Raw genomic sequence first — 18,568 nt, 5'->3', positions numbered from 1 at the left:
AAAATAATTGGGAGAGGGGCCGCCGGAAAAACCGGCACTGGCGAAGCGGGAGCAGAGGGGGATTGAGTGGCCATGCCGCTCTCCCCCTTCCCGTTCCAGCGATCCGATCCATTGCGCTCATGGAACGAATGGGTTCACAACGGGTTCAAGCCCTGCCCCCTACACTCCTCACCCTGAACAACCGGAGATGATTGCATGAAGCGCATCCTTGCGTCCCCCACCCTGACGCTGGCTGCCCTGACGCTGGCTATTGCGCCTTTCGCGGTGCCGATGATGCCGGCGGCGGCGCAGGAGGACCAATCGGACCTGTCGAAGGTCAACGCCTATATTCGCGCCGTCACCACCATGACCGCCAATTTCTCCCAGACCGACCGCAATGGGCAGACGCTGACCGGCCAGCTCATCATCAAGCAGCCGGGCAAGATCCGTTTCCAATATCAAAAGGGCGTACCGCTGCTGATCGTGGGCGACGGCAGGGCGCTGACGATGATCGACTATGAAGTGCGGCAGGTGCAGCGCTGGCCGATCGGCAATTCGCCGCTGGGCGCGCTCATCGACCCCAACAAGGATCTGTCGAAATTCGGCAAGGTGATCCAGACTGGCGATCCGACCATATTGTCCGTCCAGGCACGCGATCCCAAGCGGCCGGAATATGGCACCATCACCATGATCTTCAAACGGGACGCGGTGAGCCCCGCGGGCTTGCAGCTTTACGGCTGGGTGGCGCTGGATTCGCAGAATAACCGGACGGCGGTGAAGCTCAGCAACCAGCGTTATGGCGTGCCGGTGGCCGATTCCGCCTTCCGCTGGACCGATCCGCGGCCCAAGGGACGCGCAGCGGGCGGTTAAGCGGGCCACAGGCGCGACGGGCCGAAAACTTTTCAGAATCGTTCATCTGACGCTCATATCCCGCCTCCTAAAAAGAACTCCACGGCGAGAGACGAAACCGGGATTTCCCCCCTGTTACCCGGCACTCCGCTCCCGTCGCAAAGCGCTTCAAGGGCGCGATCGAGACCCCCGTTCCATGCCCCCGGAGCGGGGGTCTTTTTGTTTGGGCCGGGATTTGGCCCAGGGAGGGCTGCAAATAGCGGCTTTCTGCGCTTCCGGTGCTCACGACCTTTAAGGTCGCTGCGCGCCGGTTCTCGAAATCCACTATTTTCGCTCCACCCCGAGCCAAATCCCGGCCCAAACGGTGCCGTCCTTGTCGCCCTTGCGCAGGACGGCGGAGGGTCTTAGTGGATCACCATGCCTCAGACACTCAGTATCGCTTCCTGGAACATCAACAGCGTTCGTGCCCGGCTCGATATCGTGGAGCGCTTTCTGACAGAGGAAGCGCCCGACATTCTGTGTCTTCAGGAAACCAAGGTGGTGAACGAGATTTTCCCCACCGCGATGTTCCGGCAACTGGGCTATGTCTATCAGGTGCTGAACGGCCAGCGGATGCACCATGGCGTGGCGATCATGTCCAAGGTGCCGATCCATGAGGACGACCGGTTCGACTGGCAGGCCAACGGCGAAGCGCGCCATGTCGGCGTGCGGCTCGACAATGGCGTCAGGATCGAGAATGTCTATGTGCCTGCCGGTGGCGATGTGGCAGATCGGGAGGTGAATCCGAAATTCGGGCAGAAGCTCGATTTTCTGGAGCGGATGATCGAATGGTCCTCTGGGTTGGAGGACAAGCCGACCATATTGACCGGTGATTTCAACATCGCGCCGATGGAATGCGATGTTTGGAGCCACAAGCAATTGCTGAATGTGGTCAGCCATACGCCAGTCGAGTGCGAGATATTGGCGCGGTTGCAGGCGTCGAACGACTGGGTCGATATCGGCCGCCATTTCCATCCCGCGCCGCAGCGGCTCTACACCTGGTGGAGCTATCGCGCGAAGGACTGGGCGGAATCGGATCGCGGGCGGCGGCTCGACCATATGTGGATGACCAGAGACGTGGCGGGCAAGGCGCTCAGCCATCGCGTGGTCGAACCGGCGCGCAACTGGGGCAAGCCGTCCGACCATATCCCGATCATCACGGAATTCGCGTTCTGATGGGCGCGCGCGCCGCCGCCCGCGCCATCGACGCGCTACGCCGGGGCTGGCCGGTGCGGGTGCAGGCCGCCGATGGCGCATTGCGGCTGATGGCCATTGAGGGCGCCGACGCGGTGACGCTCGCCGGATTCGATCCGGGCGCTGAAGCCGACATCCTGATTTCTGCCGCACGGGCGCAGACGCTGAAGCTCGCCAACCAGTTGGCGGCGGCTGATCCCGACATGCCGGTGCTGGTGGCGCGGGCGCCGTGGATCGATGTCGACGTGGCGACGGCGATTTCCGATCCGGTTCTCGATCTCGCCTCGCCGCTCAAGGGTCCGTTCATGGCGAAGCCGCTGGCGGCGCCGGTGGCGGCCAAGGCAGCGCTGCGGCTGGCGCGGCTTGCAGGGATATTGCCGGCCTATTTCGCCACGGTGGAAGGCGAAGCGGAGGCGGAGGTCAGCGCCGCCGATGTGGACGCCTATGACGATGCGGTGCATCTGGATATCGCGACCCGGGCAAGACTGCCGGTATCGGCCAGCGAAACCGCCGAGATCGTCGCTTTCCGCAGCCCCGACGAACCACGCGAGCATGTGGCGCTGATCGTCGGCCAGCGGGATGCCTCGCCGCCGGTGATCCGGCTGCACAGCGAATGCCTGACCGGCGACGTGCTGGGGTCGCTGAAATGCGACTGTGGCCCGCAATTGCATGAGGCGCTGCACCGGATCGCGGATTCGAACTGGGGCATCCTGCTTTATCTGCGGCAGGAAGGGCGGGGCATCGGTCTGGTCAACAAGCTGCGCGCCTATGCCTTGCAGGATCAGGGTTTCGACACGGTCGACGCCAATGTGCGGCTGGGTTTCGCCATAGACGCGCGCGATTTTTCGGTCGCGGCGCGGATGCTGGACTTGCTGGGCGTGGGTGAAGTCAGGTTGCTCACCAACAATCCGAACAAGGTGACGGGGCTGGAAAAGGCGGGAATCAAGGTGGCGGAACGGTTGCCGATCATCCTGCCCACCAATCCGCATAATGAGCGCTATCTTGCCACCAAGCGCGACCGGACCGGGCACCAGCTATGAGCGTCGCCCGCGTCGATACGGGCGCGGGTCGCCTGTCCTTCGGCGCGATCGACATTCCCTGCACCATCGGGCGCGGCGGCGCTTGCGCGGCGGCGGACAAGCGGGAAGGGGATGGCTGCACGCCGCTGGGAGTCTGGCCAATCCGGGGCGTGTTGCTGCGGCCGGGCAAGGGGGATGCGACGGGCATCCGCCTGCCTTGGCGCTGGGTACGGGAAGGGGATGGCTGGTCCGATGATGTGGCCGATCCGGCCTATAATCGGCCCGTGCACCTGCCGCGTCCCTTTTCGGCTGAAAATCTGCTGCGCGACGACGATGCCTATGATGTGATCGTGGTGCTGGGGCACAATGATGCGCCGCCGGTGCCGGGGCAGGGGAGCGCGATCTTCTTCCACCTGTCCGAAGGCCGTCCCACCGCCGGGTGCGTGGCGGTGGAGCGGGCGGATATGCTGCGTTTGCTGCCGTTGTTGGTGCCGGGCGATTTGATGGAAATCGTTTGAAGTTGAATTTTCGTCATTCCCCCCTTCGCGGGAATGACGATTTTATGCTTTCTCCAGCTCCGTCACTTCGCCACCTGCCGCTTCCAGCAGCCGCCGCTCCAGCGTTTGCAGCCGCGCCTTGCTCTCGATCTTCCCGGCCAGGAGGTCGGTGACGTAGAAGGTGTCGACGGCGCGCTCGCCATAGGTGGCGACATGGGCGCTGTGTACCGTCACCTTCGACTGGAACAGCGCATTGGCCAGGCTGAACAGCAGCGCCGGGCGGTCCCGCGCATTCACTTCGATCACAGTGAAGCGGTTCGACGCCTTGTTGTCGATCAGCACATTGGGCTCGATGCGAAAGGCCTCGGCGCGGGTGCGGGGCAGGGGGCGCGCTTCCAGCTTGGTGATCATGCGGTGCCGGTTGGCGAGCGAATCCTCGATCGCCTTGCGGATGCGCACAAGTTGCTCGGGGCTGTGGAACGCGCCGCCCAGCGGATCCTGCACCAGGAAATTGTCGATCGCGACGCCGTCGCGCGTGGTGTGGATGCGCGCGTCGATGATGTTGCCGCCCGCCAGATGAATGGCGCCCGCGATCCGGTAGAACAGTCCCGGATGGTCGGCGGCATAGACCGTCACCAGCGTCGCGCCGCGCTGCGGATAATATTGCGCGGCGATGGAGAGGGGGGAGTCGCCCGCCTCCAATATATGCTGGGCATTGTGGAACAGGATATCGTCGGGTTCCGCGATCCAGTAGCTTTCGGGCAGACGCTTGCGCAGTTTCTCGAAATCCGCTTCGGAGAGGCCGAGTGCCTGGCGCAGCGCCTGCTGCTTGACCGTAACCCGCTCGCTTCGGCCCTTCTGCTTGTGGCCAAGGCGCAGCAGCTCTTCGGCGGACTCATAAAGATCGCCCAGCAACTGGCGTTTCCAGCTATTCCAGACGCCGGGGCCCACGGCGCGGATGTCGACCACGGTCAGGCATAGCAGCAGCCTCAACCGCTCCGGACTCTGCACCACCTCGACGAAATCGAGGATGGTCTTGTAATCGGCCAGATCGCGCTTGAAGGCGGTGGCCGACATCAGCAGGTGATGCAGCACCAGCCAGGACACGGTTTCCGTCTCCGCCGGGGTCAGGCCCAGGCGCGGGCAGAGATGCTCCGCCACTTCCGCGCCCAATATGCTGTGGTCGCCGCCGCGTCCCTTGGCGATGTCGTGCAGCAGCACCGCGACATAGAGGACGCGGCGCGACAGCAGCTTGCCCATCAGGTCCGCCGCCAGCGGATGATCCTGATTCAGCTCGCCCTTTTCGATCCGCGCCAGCAGACCGACGGCGCGGATCGTATGTTCGTCCACCGTATAGTGGTGATACATGTCGAACTGCATCTGCGCCACGACGCGGCGGAAATCGGGGATGAAGCGGCCGAAGACGGTCGACTCGTTCATCCAGCGCAGCACCGTTTCGGGATCGCGCGGAGAGGTCAGCACCTCCATGAAGGCGGCGTTGGCGCGCGGATCGCGGCGCACCTTGGCGGTGATCAGGCTCGCGTCGCGGCTGGCGGCGCGCATGGCGCTGGGATGGATGGCCAGGCCATGCTTGTCGGCCAGCGCGAAGATCTCCAGCAGCCGGACCGGATCATCCTGGAAAAACTGGTCATTGGGCAAGGCCAGCCGCCCGCGATCCAGCACGAAGCCGTCCAGTTTCTTCGGGCGCCGGAAGAAGCTGGGGATATAGCGCCGTCCACGCTCGGCCATCTGGTCGTCCAGATGGGCGAGGAACACGGCGGTCAGGTCGCCCACGGTCTTCGCGTTCAGGAAATAATAGCGCATGAACCGCTCGACACCCGACCGCCCGGCGCGCCCGATAAAGTGCATGCGGGTGGCGGTTTCGAGCTGGAGGTCGAAGGTCAGCCGATCCTCGGCGCGGCCCGTGATCATGTGCAGGTGGCAGCGCACCGCCCAGAGGAAATCCTCCGCTTTCTGGAACTGCCGCAGCTCGCTTTCGGTCAGCAGGCCGACATCGACCAGTTCCGCGACTGACTTCACCCGGTTCACATATTTGCCGATCCAGAACAGCGTATGCAGGTCGCGCAGCCCGCCCTTGCCTTCCTTCACATTAGGTTCGACGACATAGCGGCTGTCGCCCATGCGTTTGTGCCGTTCGTCGCGCTCCACCAGCTTTTCGGTCACAAAGGCGCGGGCGGTGCCCTGCATCACATCGGCGTCGAAACGGGTGCTGACTTCCTCATAAAGGGCGCGGTCGCCCCAGATGTAACGCGCCTCCAGCAAAGCCGTGCGGACGGTGAGGTCCGCCTTCGCCATGCGCACGGTTTCATCGATCGACCGGCTGCTATGGCCAACTTTCAGCCCCAAGTCCCACAGCGAATAGAGCATGGATTCGATGACCTGCTCGGTCCAGCCGGTGGGTTTCCAGGGGGTGATGAAGCCGATGTCGACATCGCTGTGCGGCGCCATCTCGCCCCGGCCATAGCCGCCCACCGCGATCAGCACGATCCGCTCGCCGGTGCTGCGATTGCCTGCCGGATAGAGATGGTGCGTGGTGGCGTCGTAGAGCAGCCGCAATATCTGATCGACCAGGAAGGCGAAGGCGGTCACCGCTTCCCGCCCGCGCGTCGGTTTCTGGTTGAGGCGGTGGGCGACATCCTCGCGCCCCGCATCCAGAGCGTCCTTCAATAGCTTCACGATCAGGCCGCGCAGTTTGATCTGATCGCCCCGATGCTCCTGCGCCAGCGTATTGATGCGGTCGGAAATGGCGCGCCGGTCGATGATCGCCCGCCTGGACCCCAATTTTGGAAATTGCATGACCATAAAGCTAACCTAGTCTTCCTGACCGGCTGCCGCCAGTTGCTTGAGGCGATAGAGTTGATCGAGCGCCTCGCGGGGGGACAGCGCGTCGGCGTCGATCGCCACCAGCGCGGCGCGAAGAGGATCGACCTTCTCCTCGACCTGCGCGGTGGCGGCGGCGAACAGAGGCAGGTCGTCCAGCCCCGCCGCGATGCCGCCGGTCTTGGCCTTGCCCGCTTCGAGGCGCGCCAGAACGTCCTTCGCCCGCTTGAGAACGGCAGGCGGCAGTCCCGCCAGCCGCGCCACGGCCAGACCATAGCTGCGATCCGCCGGACCCTCCGCCACCTCGTGCAGCAGCACCAGATCGCCCTTCCACTCCCGCGCCCGGACATGGTGGAGCGAGAGCGAGGATAGGGTTTCCGCCAGCCGCGTCAGCTCATGATAATGGGTGGCGAACAGGCAGCGGCAGCGATTGACCTCATGTACCGCCTCGACCACCGCCCAAGCCAGCGCCAGCCCGTCATAGGTGGACGTGCCGCGTCCGACTTCATCGAGGATGACGAAACTGCGTTCGGTCGCTTGCGCGAGAATGGCTGCGGTTTCCACCATCTCGACCATGAAGGTCGAACGGCCCTTCGCCAGATTGTCCGATGCGCCGACGCGGCTGAACAGGCGGTCGACCAGTGTGAGGGTCGCGGACTGCGCGGGCACATAGGCGCCTGCTTGGGCGAGAATGACGATGATCGCGTTCTGTCGCAGGAAGGTGGATTTACCGCCCATGTTCGGACCCGTGACCAGCCAGAGCCGGTCACTGGCCACCAACCGGCAATCATTGGCGACAAAGGGTTGGCCTTCGCGACGCAGCGCATCCTCGACCACCGGATGGCGTCCGCCGGTGATTTCGAGGCTCGGTCCTTCGCCATCTTCGGGCAGGAAATGGGGCCGTTGCCAGCCGCCTTCGGCCGCCCGTTCGGCCAGCGCCGCCGCCACGTCGAGCCGGGCGAGGGCATCGGCGGCGCGGGCGATCTCCGCCTTGCGGGCGAGGGTGGCTTCGATCAGCTCTTCCAGATGCGCGGCTTCGGCGACCAGCGCATGGGCGCCCGCCTGCGCGACGCGGCTCGCCTGCTCATGCAGGTCGACCGAATTGAAGCGAACCACCCCGGCCAGCGTCTGGCGATGGGTGAAGCCGCTGTCGGGCTGCATCAACCGGTCGGCGGCGCGGGCGGGCACCTCGACATGATAGCCCAGTACGCCATTATGCCGGATCTTGAGTGAGGCGATGCCGGTCTGCTCGCGATATTTCGCCTCCAGCGCGGCGATGGCGCGGCGGCCGTCTCCGGCGAGGCGGCGCAGCTCATCCAGCGCCGGGTCATAGCCGTCCGCGATATAGCCGCCATTGGCGGTTTCGGTCGGCGGGCTGGGGACGAGGGCGCGGGACAGGCTGTCGACCAGCGCGCCATGTCCGTCGAGCGAGGGGAGCAATTGCGCCAGCAGCAACGGCTGGTCGGGCAGGCGTCCCAACCGTTCGCGCAGCAGCCGCGCTTCGCCAAGCCCGTCCCGCAACTGACCCAGATCACGCGGACTGCCCCTGCTGATGGCAAGGCGACCCAGAGCGCGCCCGATATCCGGCAGGGCGCGCAAAGCCACGCGCAACTGGTCGCGCAGCATGCCGTCGTCATGGAATAGTTGCACCAGGCCCAGCCGCGCTTCGATGGCCGCCTGATCCATCAAGGGTGCGGACAGATCCTGCCCCAGCAATCGCGCCCCGGCGCCCGTCACGGTCCGGTCGACCGCGCCCAGCAGGCTGCCCGCCCGCGTGCCGTTCATGGTAGCGGTGATCTCCAGGCTCTCGCGCGTCGCCGCATCGATGGCGACATGCGCGCTGCTGGTCTTGCGCATCGGCGGGGCAAGGAAGGGCAGGGTGCCCTTGCCCGCATGATCGAGATAGCTCAGCAATCCGCCCATGGCCGCCAATTCGGCGCGGCTGAACTGGCCGAATCCGTCGAGCGTGGCGACGCCGAAGACGCGCTTCAGCGCCGCCTCGGCCCGGCTGCTGGAAAAGGCGGCGCGATCGAAGGGATGGGAATCGGGCAGATCCAGTTCCAGCCCGTCCGGCAACACGATCTCGCTCGGCCGCAGGCGCGCCAGTTCTGCCGCCAGATCGCTGGCCCGCAACGTCAGTGTTTCGAACCGCCCGGTCGAGATATCGGCGGCGGCAAGGCCATATTCCTGCCTATCCTCGCCCCCGACCTGCGCCAGCGCCACCAGCATATTGTCGCGTCGGCTGTCGAGCAGCGTCTCTTCGGTCAGCGTGCCCGCCGTCACATAGCGGACGATGGCGCGGGCCACGAGGGATTTGCTGCCCCGTGCCTTGGCCTGCGCAGGTGTCTCGGTCTGCTCCGCAATGGCGACGCGGTGGCCCGCCTTGATCAGACGTGCAAGATAAGTTTCCGCACTGTGCACTGGCACGCCGCACATCGGGATCGGCACGCCGCCATGCTCGCCCCGGCTGGTGAGCGCAATGTCGAGCGTCGCCGCCGCCGCCTTCGCATCCTCGAAGAACAGCTCGAAAAAGTCGCCCATGCGGTAAAAAAGCAGACAGTCCTGCGCCTCCGCCTTGAGCGCAAGATATTGCGTCATCATAGGCGTGGCTTGTTGCGTGGATGTGTCGATCGTTCGCGCCATGGCACAGCGGATAGCGTGAAGCCCGGCGTCATGCCAGTGCTGCAAGAAACAGCGGGAAAATTGCGCTTCTCGCACTTGCCCACAAGATATTCTTGCCGCTAGGGCGGTCCGACATTCAGCCCATGCGGGCCTGCAAAGCGCGATTTCCTGCGCTTCGGTGCTCACGTACTTGAGTACGCTGCGCTCCGATGCTCGAAAATCACCCTTTTCGGCTTCGCCTGAACTGAATGTCGGACCGCCCTAAGGGCGAGCTTATTGTTTCAAACAAGGGGTGGGTGCAGCCATGACCGATAAGTCGAATGTGGAATTTTCCGAGCGCGAGGCGCTGTTCTTCCACTCGACGGGACGCCCCGGCAAGATCGAGATCATCGCGTCGAAGCCGATGGCGACCCAGCGCGACCTCAGCCTCGCCTATTCGCCCGGCGTCGCGGTGCCGGTGCGCGCCATCGCGGATGACCCGGCGACCGCCTATGACTATACCGCAAAGGGCAATCTGGTCGCGGTAATCACCAACGGCACGGCGATCCTTGGCATGGGCAATCTGGGTGCGTTGGCATCCAAGCCGGTGATGGAGGGCAAGGCGGTGCTGTTCAAGCGCTTCGCCGACGTCGACAGCATCGACATCGAGCTCAAGACCGAGGATGTCGACAAGTTCATCGACGCGGTCGAGCTGATGGAGCCGACCTTCGGCGGCATCAACCTTGAGGATATCAAGGCGCCCGAATGCTTCATCATCGAACAGACGCTGAAAGAGCGGATGAACATTCCGGTCTTCCATGACGACCAGCACGGCACCGCGATCATCGCGGCGGCGGGCGTCATCAACGCGGCGATGCTGACCGGCCGCGAGATGAAGGACATGAAGGTGGTGGTGAACGGCGCGGGCGCGGCGTCGATTTCCTGCACCGAACTGATCAAGGCGCTGGGCGTGCCGCACGGCAATGTCACCATGTGCGACAGCAAGGGCGTGATCTACCAGGGTCGCACCGAGGGCATGAACCAGTGGAAGTCGGCCCATGCGGTGAAGACCGACGCCCGCACTTTGGCCGAAGCGGTGAAGGGCGCCGATGTGTTCCTGGGTCTGTCCGTCGCGGGCGCCATGAGCCAGGACATGGTGAAGTCGATGGCCGACAAGCCGATCATCTTCGCCATGGCCAATCCCGACCCGGAAATCTCGCCGCCCGAAGCGCATGCGGTGCGCCCCGACGCCATCGTCGCCACCGGCCGGTCGGACTATCCCAACCAGGTCAACAATGTCTTGGGTTTCCCCTTCATCTTCCGCGGCGCGCTCGACGTGCGGGCGACCGGGATCAACGAGCCGATGAAGCTCGCCGCCGCCAAGGCGATCGCTAACCTCGCGCGCGAGCAGGTGCCGGAGGAAGTGGCCAAGGCCTATGGCCGCTCGCACAGCTTCGGGCCGGATTACATCATCCCCGCGCCCTTCGACCCGCGCCTGATGGAAGTCGTGCCCTCCGCCGTGGCGCAGGCGGCGATGGAAACCGGCGTCGCGCAAAAGCCGATCGCGGACATGGCCGCCTATCGCCAGTCGCTCAAAGCCCGGCTCAACCCGACCACCTCGGTCCTCACCACCGCCTATGAGGTGGCCAAGGCGAACCCGAAGCGCGTCGTCTTCGCCGAAGCGGAAGAGGAAGTGGTGCTGCGCGCCGCGATCCAGTTCCGTACCCTTGGCTATGGCATTCCCGTGCTGGTGGGCCGCGCCCATGTCTATGACAAGCTCAAGGAACTGGGCGTGCAGGATCCGGAGAGCTTCGAACTGCACAACAGCGTCAACTCGCCGCTGGTGCCGGAAATGGTCGACACGCTCTACAAGCGGTTGCAGCGCCGCGGCTATCTGCGCCGCGATTGCGAGCGGATGGTCAATCGCGACCGCAACATCTTCGGATCGCTGCTGGTGACGATGGGTCATGCCGATGCGATGATCACGGGCATGACCCGGCCCTTCGCCCAGACCCTGCGCGAGGTGAAGCGGGTGATGGACCCGGCGGCGGGCCGCACTCCTTTCGGCATCCATGTGCTGGTGACCAAGGACAAGACGGTGTTCCTGGCCGACACCACGGTCAATGAGCGTCCCTCGGCGCATGAACTGGCGGATATTGCAGAGGGGACTGTGGCGGTCGCCCGCCGCATGGGCCATGACCCGCGCGTCGCCTTCCTGTCCTATTCCAACTTCGGCAATCCCCCGGGCGGCTTTCTCGAAAATGTGCGCGACGCGGTGAAGGTGCTGGACGAACGCGACGTCGATTTCGAATATGAAGGCGAAATGACCGTCGATGCGGCACTCAACCCGACGGTGATGAAGAATTATCCCTTCAGCCGCCTGTCCGGCCCGGCCAATGTGCTGGTGATGCCGGGGCTGCAGTCGGCCAATATCTCGGCCAAGCTGCTGCGCGAAGTGGGTGGCGCGACGATGATCGGGCCGATGCTCGTCGGCATGGACAAGTCGGTGCAGATCGCCACCATGGCATCCAATGCGTCGGAATTGCTGACGCTGGCGGTGCTGGCTTCGGCGGGCGTCGCGGTCTGACGCGCGTGCGTCAGGCTGTGCGGCTTTGGCCGGAGGTGGCCATTTCCGGACATTTTCGAAGTTCGTCATCCCCGCCTTCGCGGGAATGACAAACAGGAAGCGTCCGCCTTCCACCCTAAGTCGCACGCCATTTCCAGTCAGCCAGATCGCCCGGCTGGTCGATGTCGAAACCCAGACCCTGCCGGACGATTGCCGAGAAAGGCAGATCAAGCCGTTCCGCTTCTGCCCGATGCGCCGCGAAGCTGCCTTCGCCATAATGGAACCGGAAGTCGGCCGCTTTGGGCAGCGGCATTGACAATGCGTTGGTCCCTTGCCCGTGGAGATCGGGCGCGGCCGCAATGCCGGAAACATCCAGCAGCGCGGCGACATCTTCAGCCTCCACCAGCGGCAAATCGGCCGAGAGGAACAGCAGCCGTTCGACGCCCGCGGCCAGCGCCGCATCGCGGGCGCTCGCGAGAGCGGGGTTGAGGCCGCCGCCCGGATCATCGAGCAGGCCGACCGTCTCAGGCAATCCATGGCGCGAAGGCCCAAGCAGCCGCAGCCGCTCCATCCCGACCAGCTCCGCCGCAGCTTCCACCGTCCGGTGCAGCATCTCCGCCACCAGATCGCGCCGCCCCGCTTCATCGAGCACAGGCGTCAGCCGCGTCTTGCAGGCGGCGGGCGCCTTGACCGGAATGACGATCCAGCAGTTCATCGTCTTCAACCGGCGATCCGCGCCGCCAGATCCAGCGCCGCCTGCGCCACCTTGGCGCGGTCGTCCAGCGTCTTCATCAGCGTATCGGTAATGGCATGGGGAATGTCCAGGCCTTCGCCCCCGTCGCGGACGTCAACCAGCAACCCGTCGATGATTCCGTCATAATGGGCGGCAATGGCCCGGTTGGTGACGGCCAGCCCCAACTCGCCCATCAGCTTGGCCGTCGGTCCCTTGACCGCCTGTCCGCCGACGATCGGGGAAACGGCGACGACGGGCGCGCTCGCCGCCGCCAGCGCCTCGCTGATGCCCGGCACCGCCAATATCGGGTCGACGCTCAGCCAGGGATTGGACGGGGCGATCAGGATGGCGCGCGTTTCGGGATCATTGATCGCCTCGATCACGCCGGGGGCAGGGCGCGCGCGCTCCGCACCCTCGAAGCGGATCGCCTGAACCGCAGGCGCACAGCGCTGCTCGACGAAATAGCGCTGGAATGGAAGATCGCCCGCGTCGGTCGAGACATGAGTGGCGACGGAATCGTCGCTCATCGGCAGTATCTTGAGGCTGAGGCTCCAGGCCGCCGCGAAATGCGCCGTCACCCGGCTCAACGTCTCGCCCGACGCCAGCATATGCGATCGCAGCACGTGCAGCGCCATGTCGCCATCGCCCAGCAGGAACCAGTCTTCCCCGCCCAGCGACTTGAGCGCGTCCATGAAGCTCCACGTCTCGCCCTCCCTGCCCCAGCCCTGCGCGGCATTGGCCTTGCCCGACAGGGTGTAGAGCAGCGTGTCGATATCGGGAGAGATCGCCAGGCCCAGATGCCGGAAATCGTCCGCGGTGTTGACGATGGCGGTGATGTCCTGCGGTGGGCAGACCTGCATCAGCCCCAGCACGAGCTTGGCGCCGCCCACGCCTCCGGTCAGGACGACAATACGGCCGCTCACCGGAACAAATCCTCTTCCAGCGGGCGGACCAGTGCGCCCGCGCCTGCATCGCCGGTGGGCAGAGCCAAACCGCGCAGCAATGCCGCCGGCACGCTTTCCGCGCCTTCGCCCGTCACCAGAGTCGCGGCGGTGGCGATCTGATCGGCCAGCGCGATCTGAGTCACCTCCAGCCGCCGCCCGTCGCGATCCTCTTCACCGCGTCGGTCCACCAGCGCAGGCAATCCTGCCGCGCCGATCGCGACGCCCACCACGCCATGGCGCCAGGGCCGCCCGAAACTGTCCGAAATGACGATGCCGATCCCAGCCGCCTCAGACCCCGCCAGCACATTCAGCAGGCTGCGCGCCGACCGGTCCGGATCGACCGGCAGCAGCAGCGCCCGCTCCTCCTCGCCCGGCCCGATATTCGACCGGTCGATGCCGCTGTTCGCCATCACATGGCCCAGCCGATGACGGGTGATCAGCACATGGGGCACCGCCCGCACCACCGTACTGCTTTCGCGCAGCACCAGTTCGACCAACCGGGGATCCTTGTGCGTTGTCGCGGCCAGTTTCAGCGCTTCCTGCCCCGGCTCGATGGTGGCCAGATCGACCATCCTCCCTTCCGCCTTGGACAGGATCTTTTGCGTCACGACCAGCACGTCGCCGGTCTTCAGCGGCCACAGGCCCGCCCTTGTCAGACTCTCGCGCAGCAACGCCGCCAGATCGTCGCCGGCTCGAATTTCAGGAATGTCGCCCAGGGGATGAATCGCAATCATGCCGTGCTGTAGCGTGCAATGGCCTGTTAAGGTAGCACCCCGATTTCCCGGAAAGGGAAACTCATGAGCTTATCAGCGGGATTTGCTTGCCATAGCGCGCGAAGTCGAGAAAAGGGACAATGATGAAGACCAGAGACTATGCCTTTCCCCTTCAAGGCGCGCGCGCATGAGCGAGGCGGGCACTTTTGACAGCGGCACCTTCCGCCGCGTGCTGGGCCATTATCCCACCGGAGTGTGCGTGGTGACGGCGGTCGAGGACAGTCAGACGCCGACCGGCATGGTAGTCGGCTCCTTCACCTCGGTTTCGCTCGATCCGCCCCTTGTGGCCTTTTTCCCAGCGAAAAATTCGCAGAGCTGGCCCCGGATCGAAAAAGTGGGGAAATTCTGCGTCAACATCCTCGCCAGCGATCAGAAACCGCTCTGCCAGCAATTTTCGGTCAAGGGCGGGGAGGACAAATTCGCAGGCGTGACGCATCGCGTCTCGGCCAATGGCTCCCCGATCCTGGACGGGGTGGTGGCCTGGATCGATTGCCAGCTCGAAGCCGTGCATGAGGCGGGCGACCATTATATCGTGCTGGGCCGGGTGATCGCGCTGGAGGTGGAAACGCCCGGCAAGCCGCTGCTCTTCTTCCAGGGCGGCTATGGCGAGTTCGCCCATCTGGGCTGACGGTCAGAAGAAGCTGATCGAATCCACCCCCGCCAATGTGTTGACCCCGACCAGCAGAACGCTCTGTTCGAACGCCCCGTCGCCATTGGCGTCGTAGAAGATCCAGCCGTCGGTCGTCCCCGCGACGAAGGTCACATGATTGACCCCGGCGGTCGGGTTGGCGGCCGCCAGCGCATCGCTGAAATTATTGGTGAGGATCGTTCTTTCGGCATAGTCGGCGGCGGGCAGGCTGCCGTTCAGGAAATCGAGGTCGATGCGGTCGCCCTCGCTGGCTCTGAAGTCGGTGATGCGGTCATAGCTCGCGCTGTTGAGCGTCGTGTCGCCGCGGTTGAAGATGAACATATCCGCCTCGGTCCCGCCGGTGAGCGTATCTTTGCCCGCGCCGCCGATCAGCATGTCGCTGCCCGCGCCGCCCTTCAGCGTGTCGCCTGCTGCGCCGCCGTCCAGCAGGTCGTTGCCTGATCCGCCGTCCAGGCTGTCCTGCCCATCCTCGCCATACAGCCGGTCGTCGCCGCCATTGCCCAGCATGGTGTCGTTGCCCAGGCCGCCCCAAAGGCCGTTATGGCCGCCATTGCCGGTGATGCTGTTGGCCAGCTCATTGCCGATGCCGTCGATATTGTCGGCGCCGGTCAGCACCAGCTTCTCGATCTCGGCCGCCAGCTTGTAGCTGACGGAGGCGTTGACCTGATCGGTGCCTTCGCCCGCCAGTTCGAAGATCATGTCGTCATTGGCGCTGTTGCCGTCGTCGGACCAGCTGTCGATGATATAGCTGTCATTGCCCAGCCCCCCGGTCATGCTGTCGGCGCCCGCACCGCCGTCCAGATAATCGTCGCCCAGGCCGCCGACCAGCGCATCATTGCCGTCGCCGCCGAACAGTTTGTCATTGTCGTCCCCGCCGTCCAGCATGTCGGCGCCGCCCATGCCATAGAGGATGTCCGCGCCCAGCCCGCCTGAAAGCAGGTTCGCCGCGTCATTGCCGGTGATGCTGTTGGCCAGTTCATTGCCAAAGCCGTTGATCGCCGCCGCGCCGGTCAGCGTCAGCTTCTCGACATTGGCGGCCAGGCGATAGCTGACCGAGGCATAGACAAGATCGCTGCCGCCGCCCGCCAGCTCGATCACCTGATCGTCATTCCCGGCAAAGCCGTCGTCCGAAAAGATGTCGACGGTGAAAATGTCGTTGCCCGCGCCGCCGTCCATATAATCGGCGCCCGCGCCGCCATCGATCGTGTCGTTGCCGGCAAGGCCGTAGATCGTGTCGTTGAGCGCGGTCGTCTGATAGGCGAGCACGGTCGTCGTCGGGCTGATGAGGTTGTTGCCCGAGGAGCCGGTGATCGTCTTGCCGCCTTCCGCGACGTCGGTGATGATGATGGAGAGCGACTGGTCGTCGACATGGCTGCCGTCGGTCGCGCGCACCGTCACCTGATAGACGCCGTCGCCATCGGCATCGAGCCGGTTTTCATAATCGGGCGGATTGATGAAGGACAGCGCACCCGTCACCGCGTCTATGGCGAACAGCGCCGCGTCCGCTCCGCCCGATATGGCAAAGCCGGGCATCGTGCCGTCGGCGTCGGTGGCGGCCACGACCGTCACGGCACCGGCATTTTCCGCCATGCTGATCGCCGCCGAAGCGCCGCCGCCATTGGAGGTGATGACCGGCGCATTGTCATTGAGGTTGGTGACGGTGATCGCCAGCGTCTGCGCGACGCTGTTGGCGCCGTCGCTGGCGCTGACGATGACATTGTAGATGCGGTCGCCATCGCCGTCATCGGGCGCTTCATAATCGGGCGCGGTCTTGAAGCTCAGCGCGCCGGTCGCCGCGTCGATGGTGAAAAGCGCCGCGTCCACTCCGCCGCTGATGCTGTAGCTGAGTGCGGTTCCATCGGCATCGCTGGCCTGCACCGTGGCGGCAAGCAGGCTGTTTTCCGCCACCGACAAGGCCGCCGAAGCCGCCCCGCCAAAGGACGTCAGCACCGGCGCATTGTCGTTGAGATTGGCGACCGTGACGGCCAGCGCCTGCTGGTCGCTGTTGGTGCCGTCGCTGGCCTGTACGATCAGGTCATAGACATTATTGTGATCGGCGTCGGCGGGCGATTCATAATCGGGCGCTGTCTTGAAGACGAGAGCGCCGGTTGCCGCATCGATGGTGAACAGCGCGGCATCCGCTCCGCCGATTATGGCATAGCTGATCGACGGCCCGTCCGCGTCCGTCGCCGTCACGCTGGTAACGGCGATCGCATTCTCATTGACCGCAATTGCCGCTGAAGCCCCGCCGCCATTGGAGGTGATGATCGGCGCAAAGCCGTCCGGCACGTCGCGCACGGTCACGGACAGCGTCTGCGTGTCGACCCCGCCATTGCCGTCATTGGCGGCAACGATCAGTTGATAGACATTGTCGCCATCGGCATCGGCGGGACTTTCGAAATTGGGCGGGGCGATGAAGCGCAGCTCGCCCGTCACGGCATCGATGGCGAACAGGGCGGCATCGTCGCCGCCGACGATGGAGAATCCGACCGTCTGCCCCGCATCGGGATCGGTCGCGGTGACGATGGTGACCGCCGTGCCATTCTCATCGATGGCCAGCGCCGCGCTCGCGCCGCCGCCATTGGAGGTTATGACCGGCGGGGCGTTCAATGCCGCCGATGGGCTCGTCATGTCCGCGAACTGGAAATATTCGACATTGCGGATCGTCTTGCTGCCCTCGGGCGATCCGGCGCGCTGGTCGACCGCGATGAAGCTGCCGTCGGTCTGCAGCGTGAAGGCATAGTCGATCCGGTTGCCGGAAAAGACGATGGTGTCGATATCGGCGCTGCCGTCGATCACGTCGTTGCCCGCGCCCGCGAGGATCGTGTCGTTGCCCGCGCCGCCATGCATATAGTCGTTGCCGTCGCCTCCATGGAGCAGATCGTCGCCCGTGCCGCCGTAGAGCTCGTCATTGCCCGCGCCGCCATAGAGCGCATCGTTGCCGGCATCGCCGTTCAGCATGTCGTTGCTGTTGGTGTCGGCATCGTCGCCATAGAGCGTGTCATTGCCGGTCCCGCCCGACAGATTGTCGCCCCCGGCCTGACCGTAGAGGATGTCGTCATCATCGCCGCCGGTCATCTTGTCGCTGCCGCGGCCGCCATAGAGGATGTCGTTGCCCGCGCCGCCGTCGATATTGTCGTCCCCGGCGATGCCGTTGAAGCCCAGATCGTCACCATAGAGCAGGTCGTCGCCCGCCCCGCCGGAGACGGTGTCGCTGCCGCGCCAGCCGAAGATGATGTCGTTGCCGCCATCGCCCTGCAGATTGTCCTTGCCCGCGCCACCGATGATGACGTCGTTGCCCAGTCCTGCCTGGATCAGCACGTCCTTGGCATAATCGATGCCGCCCGCGCCGTGCGCCGTCAGGTCGATGATGTCGTCGCCGTCGCCCAGCCAGAACTGCTCGATATTGTCGAAGCTGCCGAAGCCGCCGGAAATCACGCCATTATTGTAGAAGATCGCGTCGGACAGGTTGGACCCGTAGATGACGTCCGTGCCGCTGCCGCCCATCAGCATGTCCATGGAAATCTGGATATTCGTCGCGGTCAATTGATAGGCCGTGCCGCTGCCGGTGAGGATCGCGGAGTTCCAGACGAGCTGCGTCAGCACCGCGTCGGGGCGCACCATGTCCAGATTGGCGAGTCGGGTGAAAGCGAAGAACTGATCCTTTTCGCTGCCCGCCATGATGGTCTGGCTGCCCACCACATTGAAAAAATTCGCCATGCTCGCCCCCTATCCAGCGTCCTCATGAAAGGTCGCAAAGCTGTAGCTTCAAATGGCGCGGGCGCGGTGGGGGCATAGGGATAAGGCTTACTCCATCGGGAGTGCGCCGATGGGTGTAGGGGCGTTCATCCGGTTTTGAATCGTGTTCCTGCCTTCGCAGGAAC

Annotated in this window: 12 protein-coding genes; 6 read left to right on the top strand and 6 right to left on the bottom strand. The window is 64.7% G+C overall.

Translation table 11 applies throughout. The features are described from left to right. The first annotated feature begins 195 nt into the window (after positions 1–195). The 4 genes from K426_RS20940 (at position 196) to K426_RS20925 (ending at position 3,598) form a co-directional block, all read left to right on the top strand. Positions 196–849: a LolA family protein gene (locus tag K426_RS20940; protein ID WP_066561156.1), complete on the top strand. Its 654-nt coding sequence runs from the start codon at positions 196–198 to the stop codon at positions 847–849. A gap of 396 nt (positions 850–1,245) precedes the next feature. Further along, on the top strand, positions 1,246–2,043 hold the full coding sequence (gene xth, locus K426_RS20935; RefSeq protein ID WP_066561153.1) for an exodeoxyribonuclease III: 798 nt from the start codon (positions 1,246–1,248) through the stop codon (positions 2,041–2,043). Then, positions 2,043–3,101 carry a GTP cyclohydrolase II gene (gene ribA / locus K426_RS20930; protein ID WP_066561151.1) on the top strand — a complete coding sequence of 353 codons (1,059 nt, stop codon included), beginning with the start codon at positions 2,043–2,045 and terminating at the stop codon, positions 3,099–3,101. The genes xth and ribA overlap by 1 nt, the downstream gene beginning before the upstream one ends. Beyond that, positions 3,098–3,598 carry a L,D-transpeptidase family protein gene (locus tag K426_RS20925; protein ID WP_066561149.1) on the top strand — a complete coding sequence of 167 codons (501 nt, stop codon included), beginning with the start codon at positions 3,098–3,100 and terminating at the stop codon, positions 3,596–3,598. Before ribA ends, K426_RS20925 begins: the two co-directional genes overlap by 4 nt. Positions 3,599–3,640: 42 nt before the next feature. On the opposite strand, the gene K426_RS20920 is transcribed toward K426_RS20925, so the two are convergent. Together K426_RS20920 and mutS are read right to left on the bottom strand one after the other, a co-directional pair. Continuing rightward, on the bottom strand, positions 3,641–6,400 hold the full coding sequence (locus K426_RS20920) for a [protein-PII] uridylyltransferase (RefSeq protein ID WP_066561147.1): 2,760 nt from the start codon (positions 6,398–6,400) through the stop codon (positions 3,641–3,643). A gap of 9 nt (positions 6,401–6,409) precedes the next feature. Then, positions 6,410–9,061: a DNA mismatch repair protein MutS gene (gene mutS, locus K426_RS20915; RefSeq protein ID WP_066561145.1), complete on the bottom strand. Its 2,652-nt coding sequence runs from the start codon at positions 9,059–9,061 to the stop codon at positions 6,410–6,412. Positions 9,062–9,344: 283 nt separating this feature from the next. Between mutS and K426_RS20910 the strand changes: the two genes are divergently transcribed. Continuing rightward, on the top strand, positions 9,345–11,606 hold the full coding sequence (locus K426_RS20910) for an NADP-dependent malic enzyme (protein WP_066561142.1): 2,262 nt from the start codon (positions 9,345–9,347) through the stop codon (positions 11,604–11,606). Positions 11,607–11,721: 115 nt separating this feature from the next. On the opposite strand, the gene cofC is transcribed toward K426_RS20910, so the two are convergent. Genes cofC through cofE form a run of 3 tightly spaced genes read right to left on the bottom strand, consistent with a single transcriptional unit; the run spans position 11,722 to position 13,996 of the window. Further along, positions 11,722–12,300 carry a 2-phospho-L-lactate guanylyltransferase gene (gene cofC / locus K426_RS20905; RefSeq protein WP_066562100.1) on the bottom strand — a complete coding sequence of 193 codons (579 nt, stop codon included), beginning with the start codon at positions 12,298–12,300 and terminating at the stop codon, positions 11,722–11,724. 5 nt (positions 12,301–12,305) lie between these two features. Further along, positions 12,306–13,241, bottom strand: a complete 936-nt coding sequence (cofD, locus tag K426_RS20900) for a 2-phospho-L-lactate transferase (protein ID WP_066561140.1) — start codon at positions 13,239–13,241, stop codon at positions 12,306–12,308. Beyond that, positions 13,238–13,996 (bottom strand): coenzyme F420-0:L-glutamate ligase, encoded by a 759-nt coding sequence (gene cofE, locus K426_RS20895; protein WP_066561138.1) that lies wholly within the window; start codon positions 13,994–13,996, stop codon positions 13,238–13,240. Before cofE ends, cofD begins: the two co-directional genes overlap by 4 nt. 166 nt (positions 13,997–14,162) lie before the next feature. Between cofE and K426_RS20890 the strand changes: the two genes are divergently transcribed. Next, on the top strand, positions 14,163–14,663 hold the full coding sequence (locus K426_RS20890; protein WP_066561136.1) for a flavin reductase family protein: 501 nt from the start codon (positions 14,163–14,165) through the stop codon (positions 14,661–14,663). Between the two features lie 3 nt (positions 14,664–14,666). Here the strand turns inward: K426_RS20890 and K426_RS32915 are convergent, their stop codons facing one another. After that, positions 14,667–18,404, bottom strand: coding sequence for a calcium-binding protein (locus K426_RS32915; protein WP_066561130.1), 3,738 nt, complete (start codon positions 18,402–18,404; stop codon positions 14,667–14,669). Between the last annotated feature and the right edge of the window lie 164 nt (positions 18,405–18,568).

This window comes from Sphingobium sp. TKS (genome assembly GCF_001563265.1).
GTDB lineage: Bacteria > Pseudomonadota > Alphaproteobacteria > Sphingomonadales > Sphingomonadaceae > Sphingobium.
This window is presented reverse-complemented; position numbering and strand designations above follow the sequence as displayed.

What these genes read in the sequence shown, in the direction of transcription:
- K426_RS20890 (WP_066561136.1), top strand. Translation starts at nt 14,163, where the DNA reads ATGAGCGAGGCGGGCACTTTTGACAGCGGCACCTTCCGCCGCGTGCTG.
- K426_RS32915 (WP_066561130.1), bottom strand. Translation starts at nt 18,404, where the DNA reads ATGGCGAATTTTTTCAATGTGGTGGGCAGCCAGACCATCATGGCGGGC.
- K426_RS20910 (WP_066561142.1), top strand. Translation starts at nt 9,345, where the DNA reads ATGACCGATAAGTCGAATGTGGAATTTTCCGAGCGCGAGGCGCTGTTC.
- cofC (WP_066562100.1), bottom strand. Translation starts at nt 12,300, where the DNA reads ATGAACTGCTGGATCGTCATTCCGGTCAAGGCGCCCGCCGCCTGCAAG.
- K426_RS20925 (WP_066561149.1), top strand. Translation starts at nt 3,098, where the DNA reads ATGAGCGTCGCCCGCGTCGATACGGGCGCGGGTCGCCTGTCCTTCGGC.
- K426_RS20940 (WP_066561156.1), top strand. Translation starts at nt 196, where the DNA reads ATGAAGCGCATCCTTGCGTCCCCCACCCTGACGCTGGCTGCCCTGACG.
- cofE (WP_066561138.1), bottom strand. Translation starts at nt 13,996, where the DNA reads ATGATTGCGATTCATCCCCTGGGCGACATTCCTGAAATTCGAGCCGGC.
- xth (WP_066561153.1), top strand. Translation starts at nt 1,246, where the DNA reads ATGCCTCAGACACTCAGTATCGCTTCCTGGAACATCAACAGCGTTCGT.
- ribA (WP_066561151.1), top strand. Translation starts at nt 2,043, where the DNA reads ATGGGCGCGCGCGCCGCCGCCCGCGCCATCGACGCGCTACGCCGGGGC.
- K426_RS20920 (WP_066561147.1), bottom strand. Translation starts at nt 6,400, where the DNA reads ATGGTCATGCAATTTCCAAAATTGGGGTCCAGGCGGGCGATCATCGAC.
- mutS (WP_066561145.1), bottom strand. Translation starts at nt 9,061, where the DNA reads ATGGCGCGAACGATCGACACATCCACGCAACAAGCCACGCCTATGATG.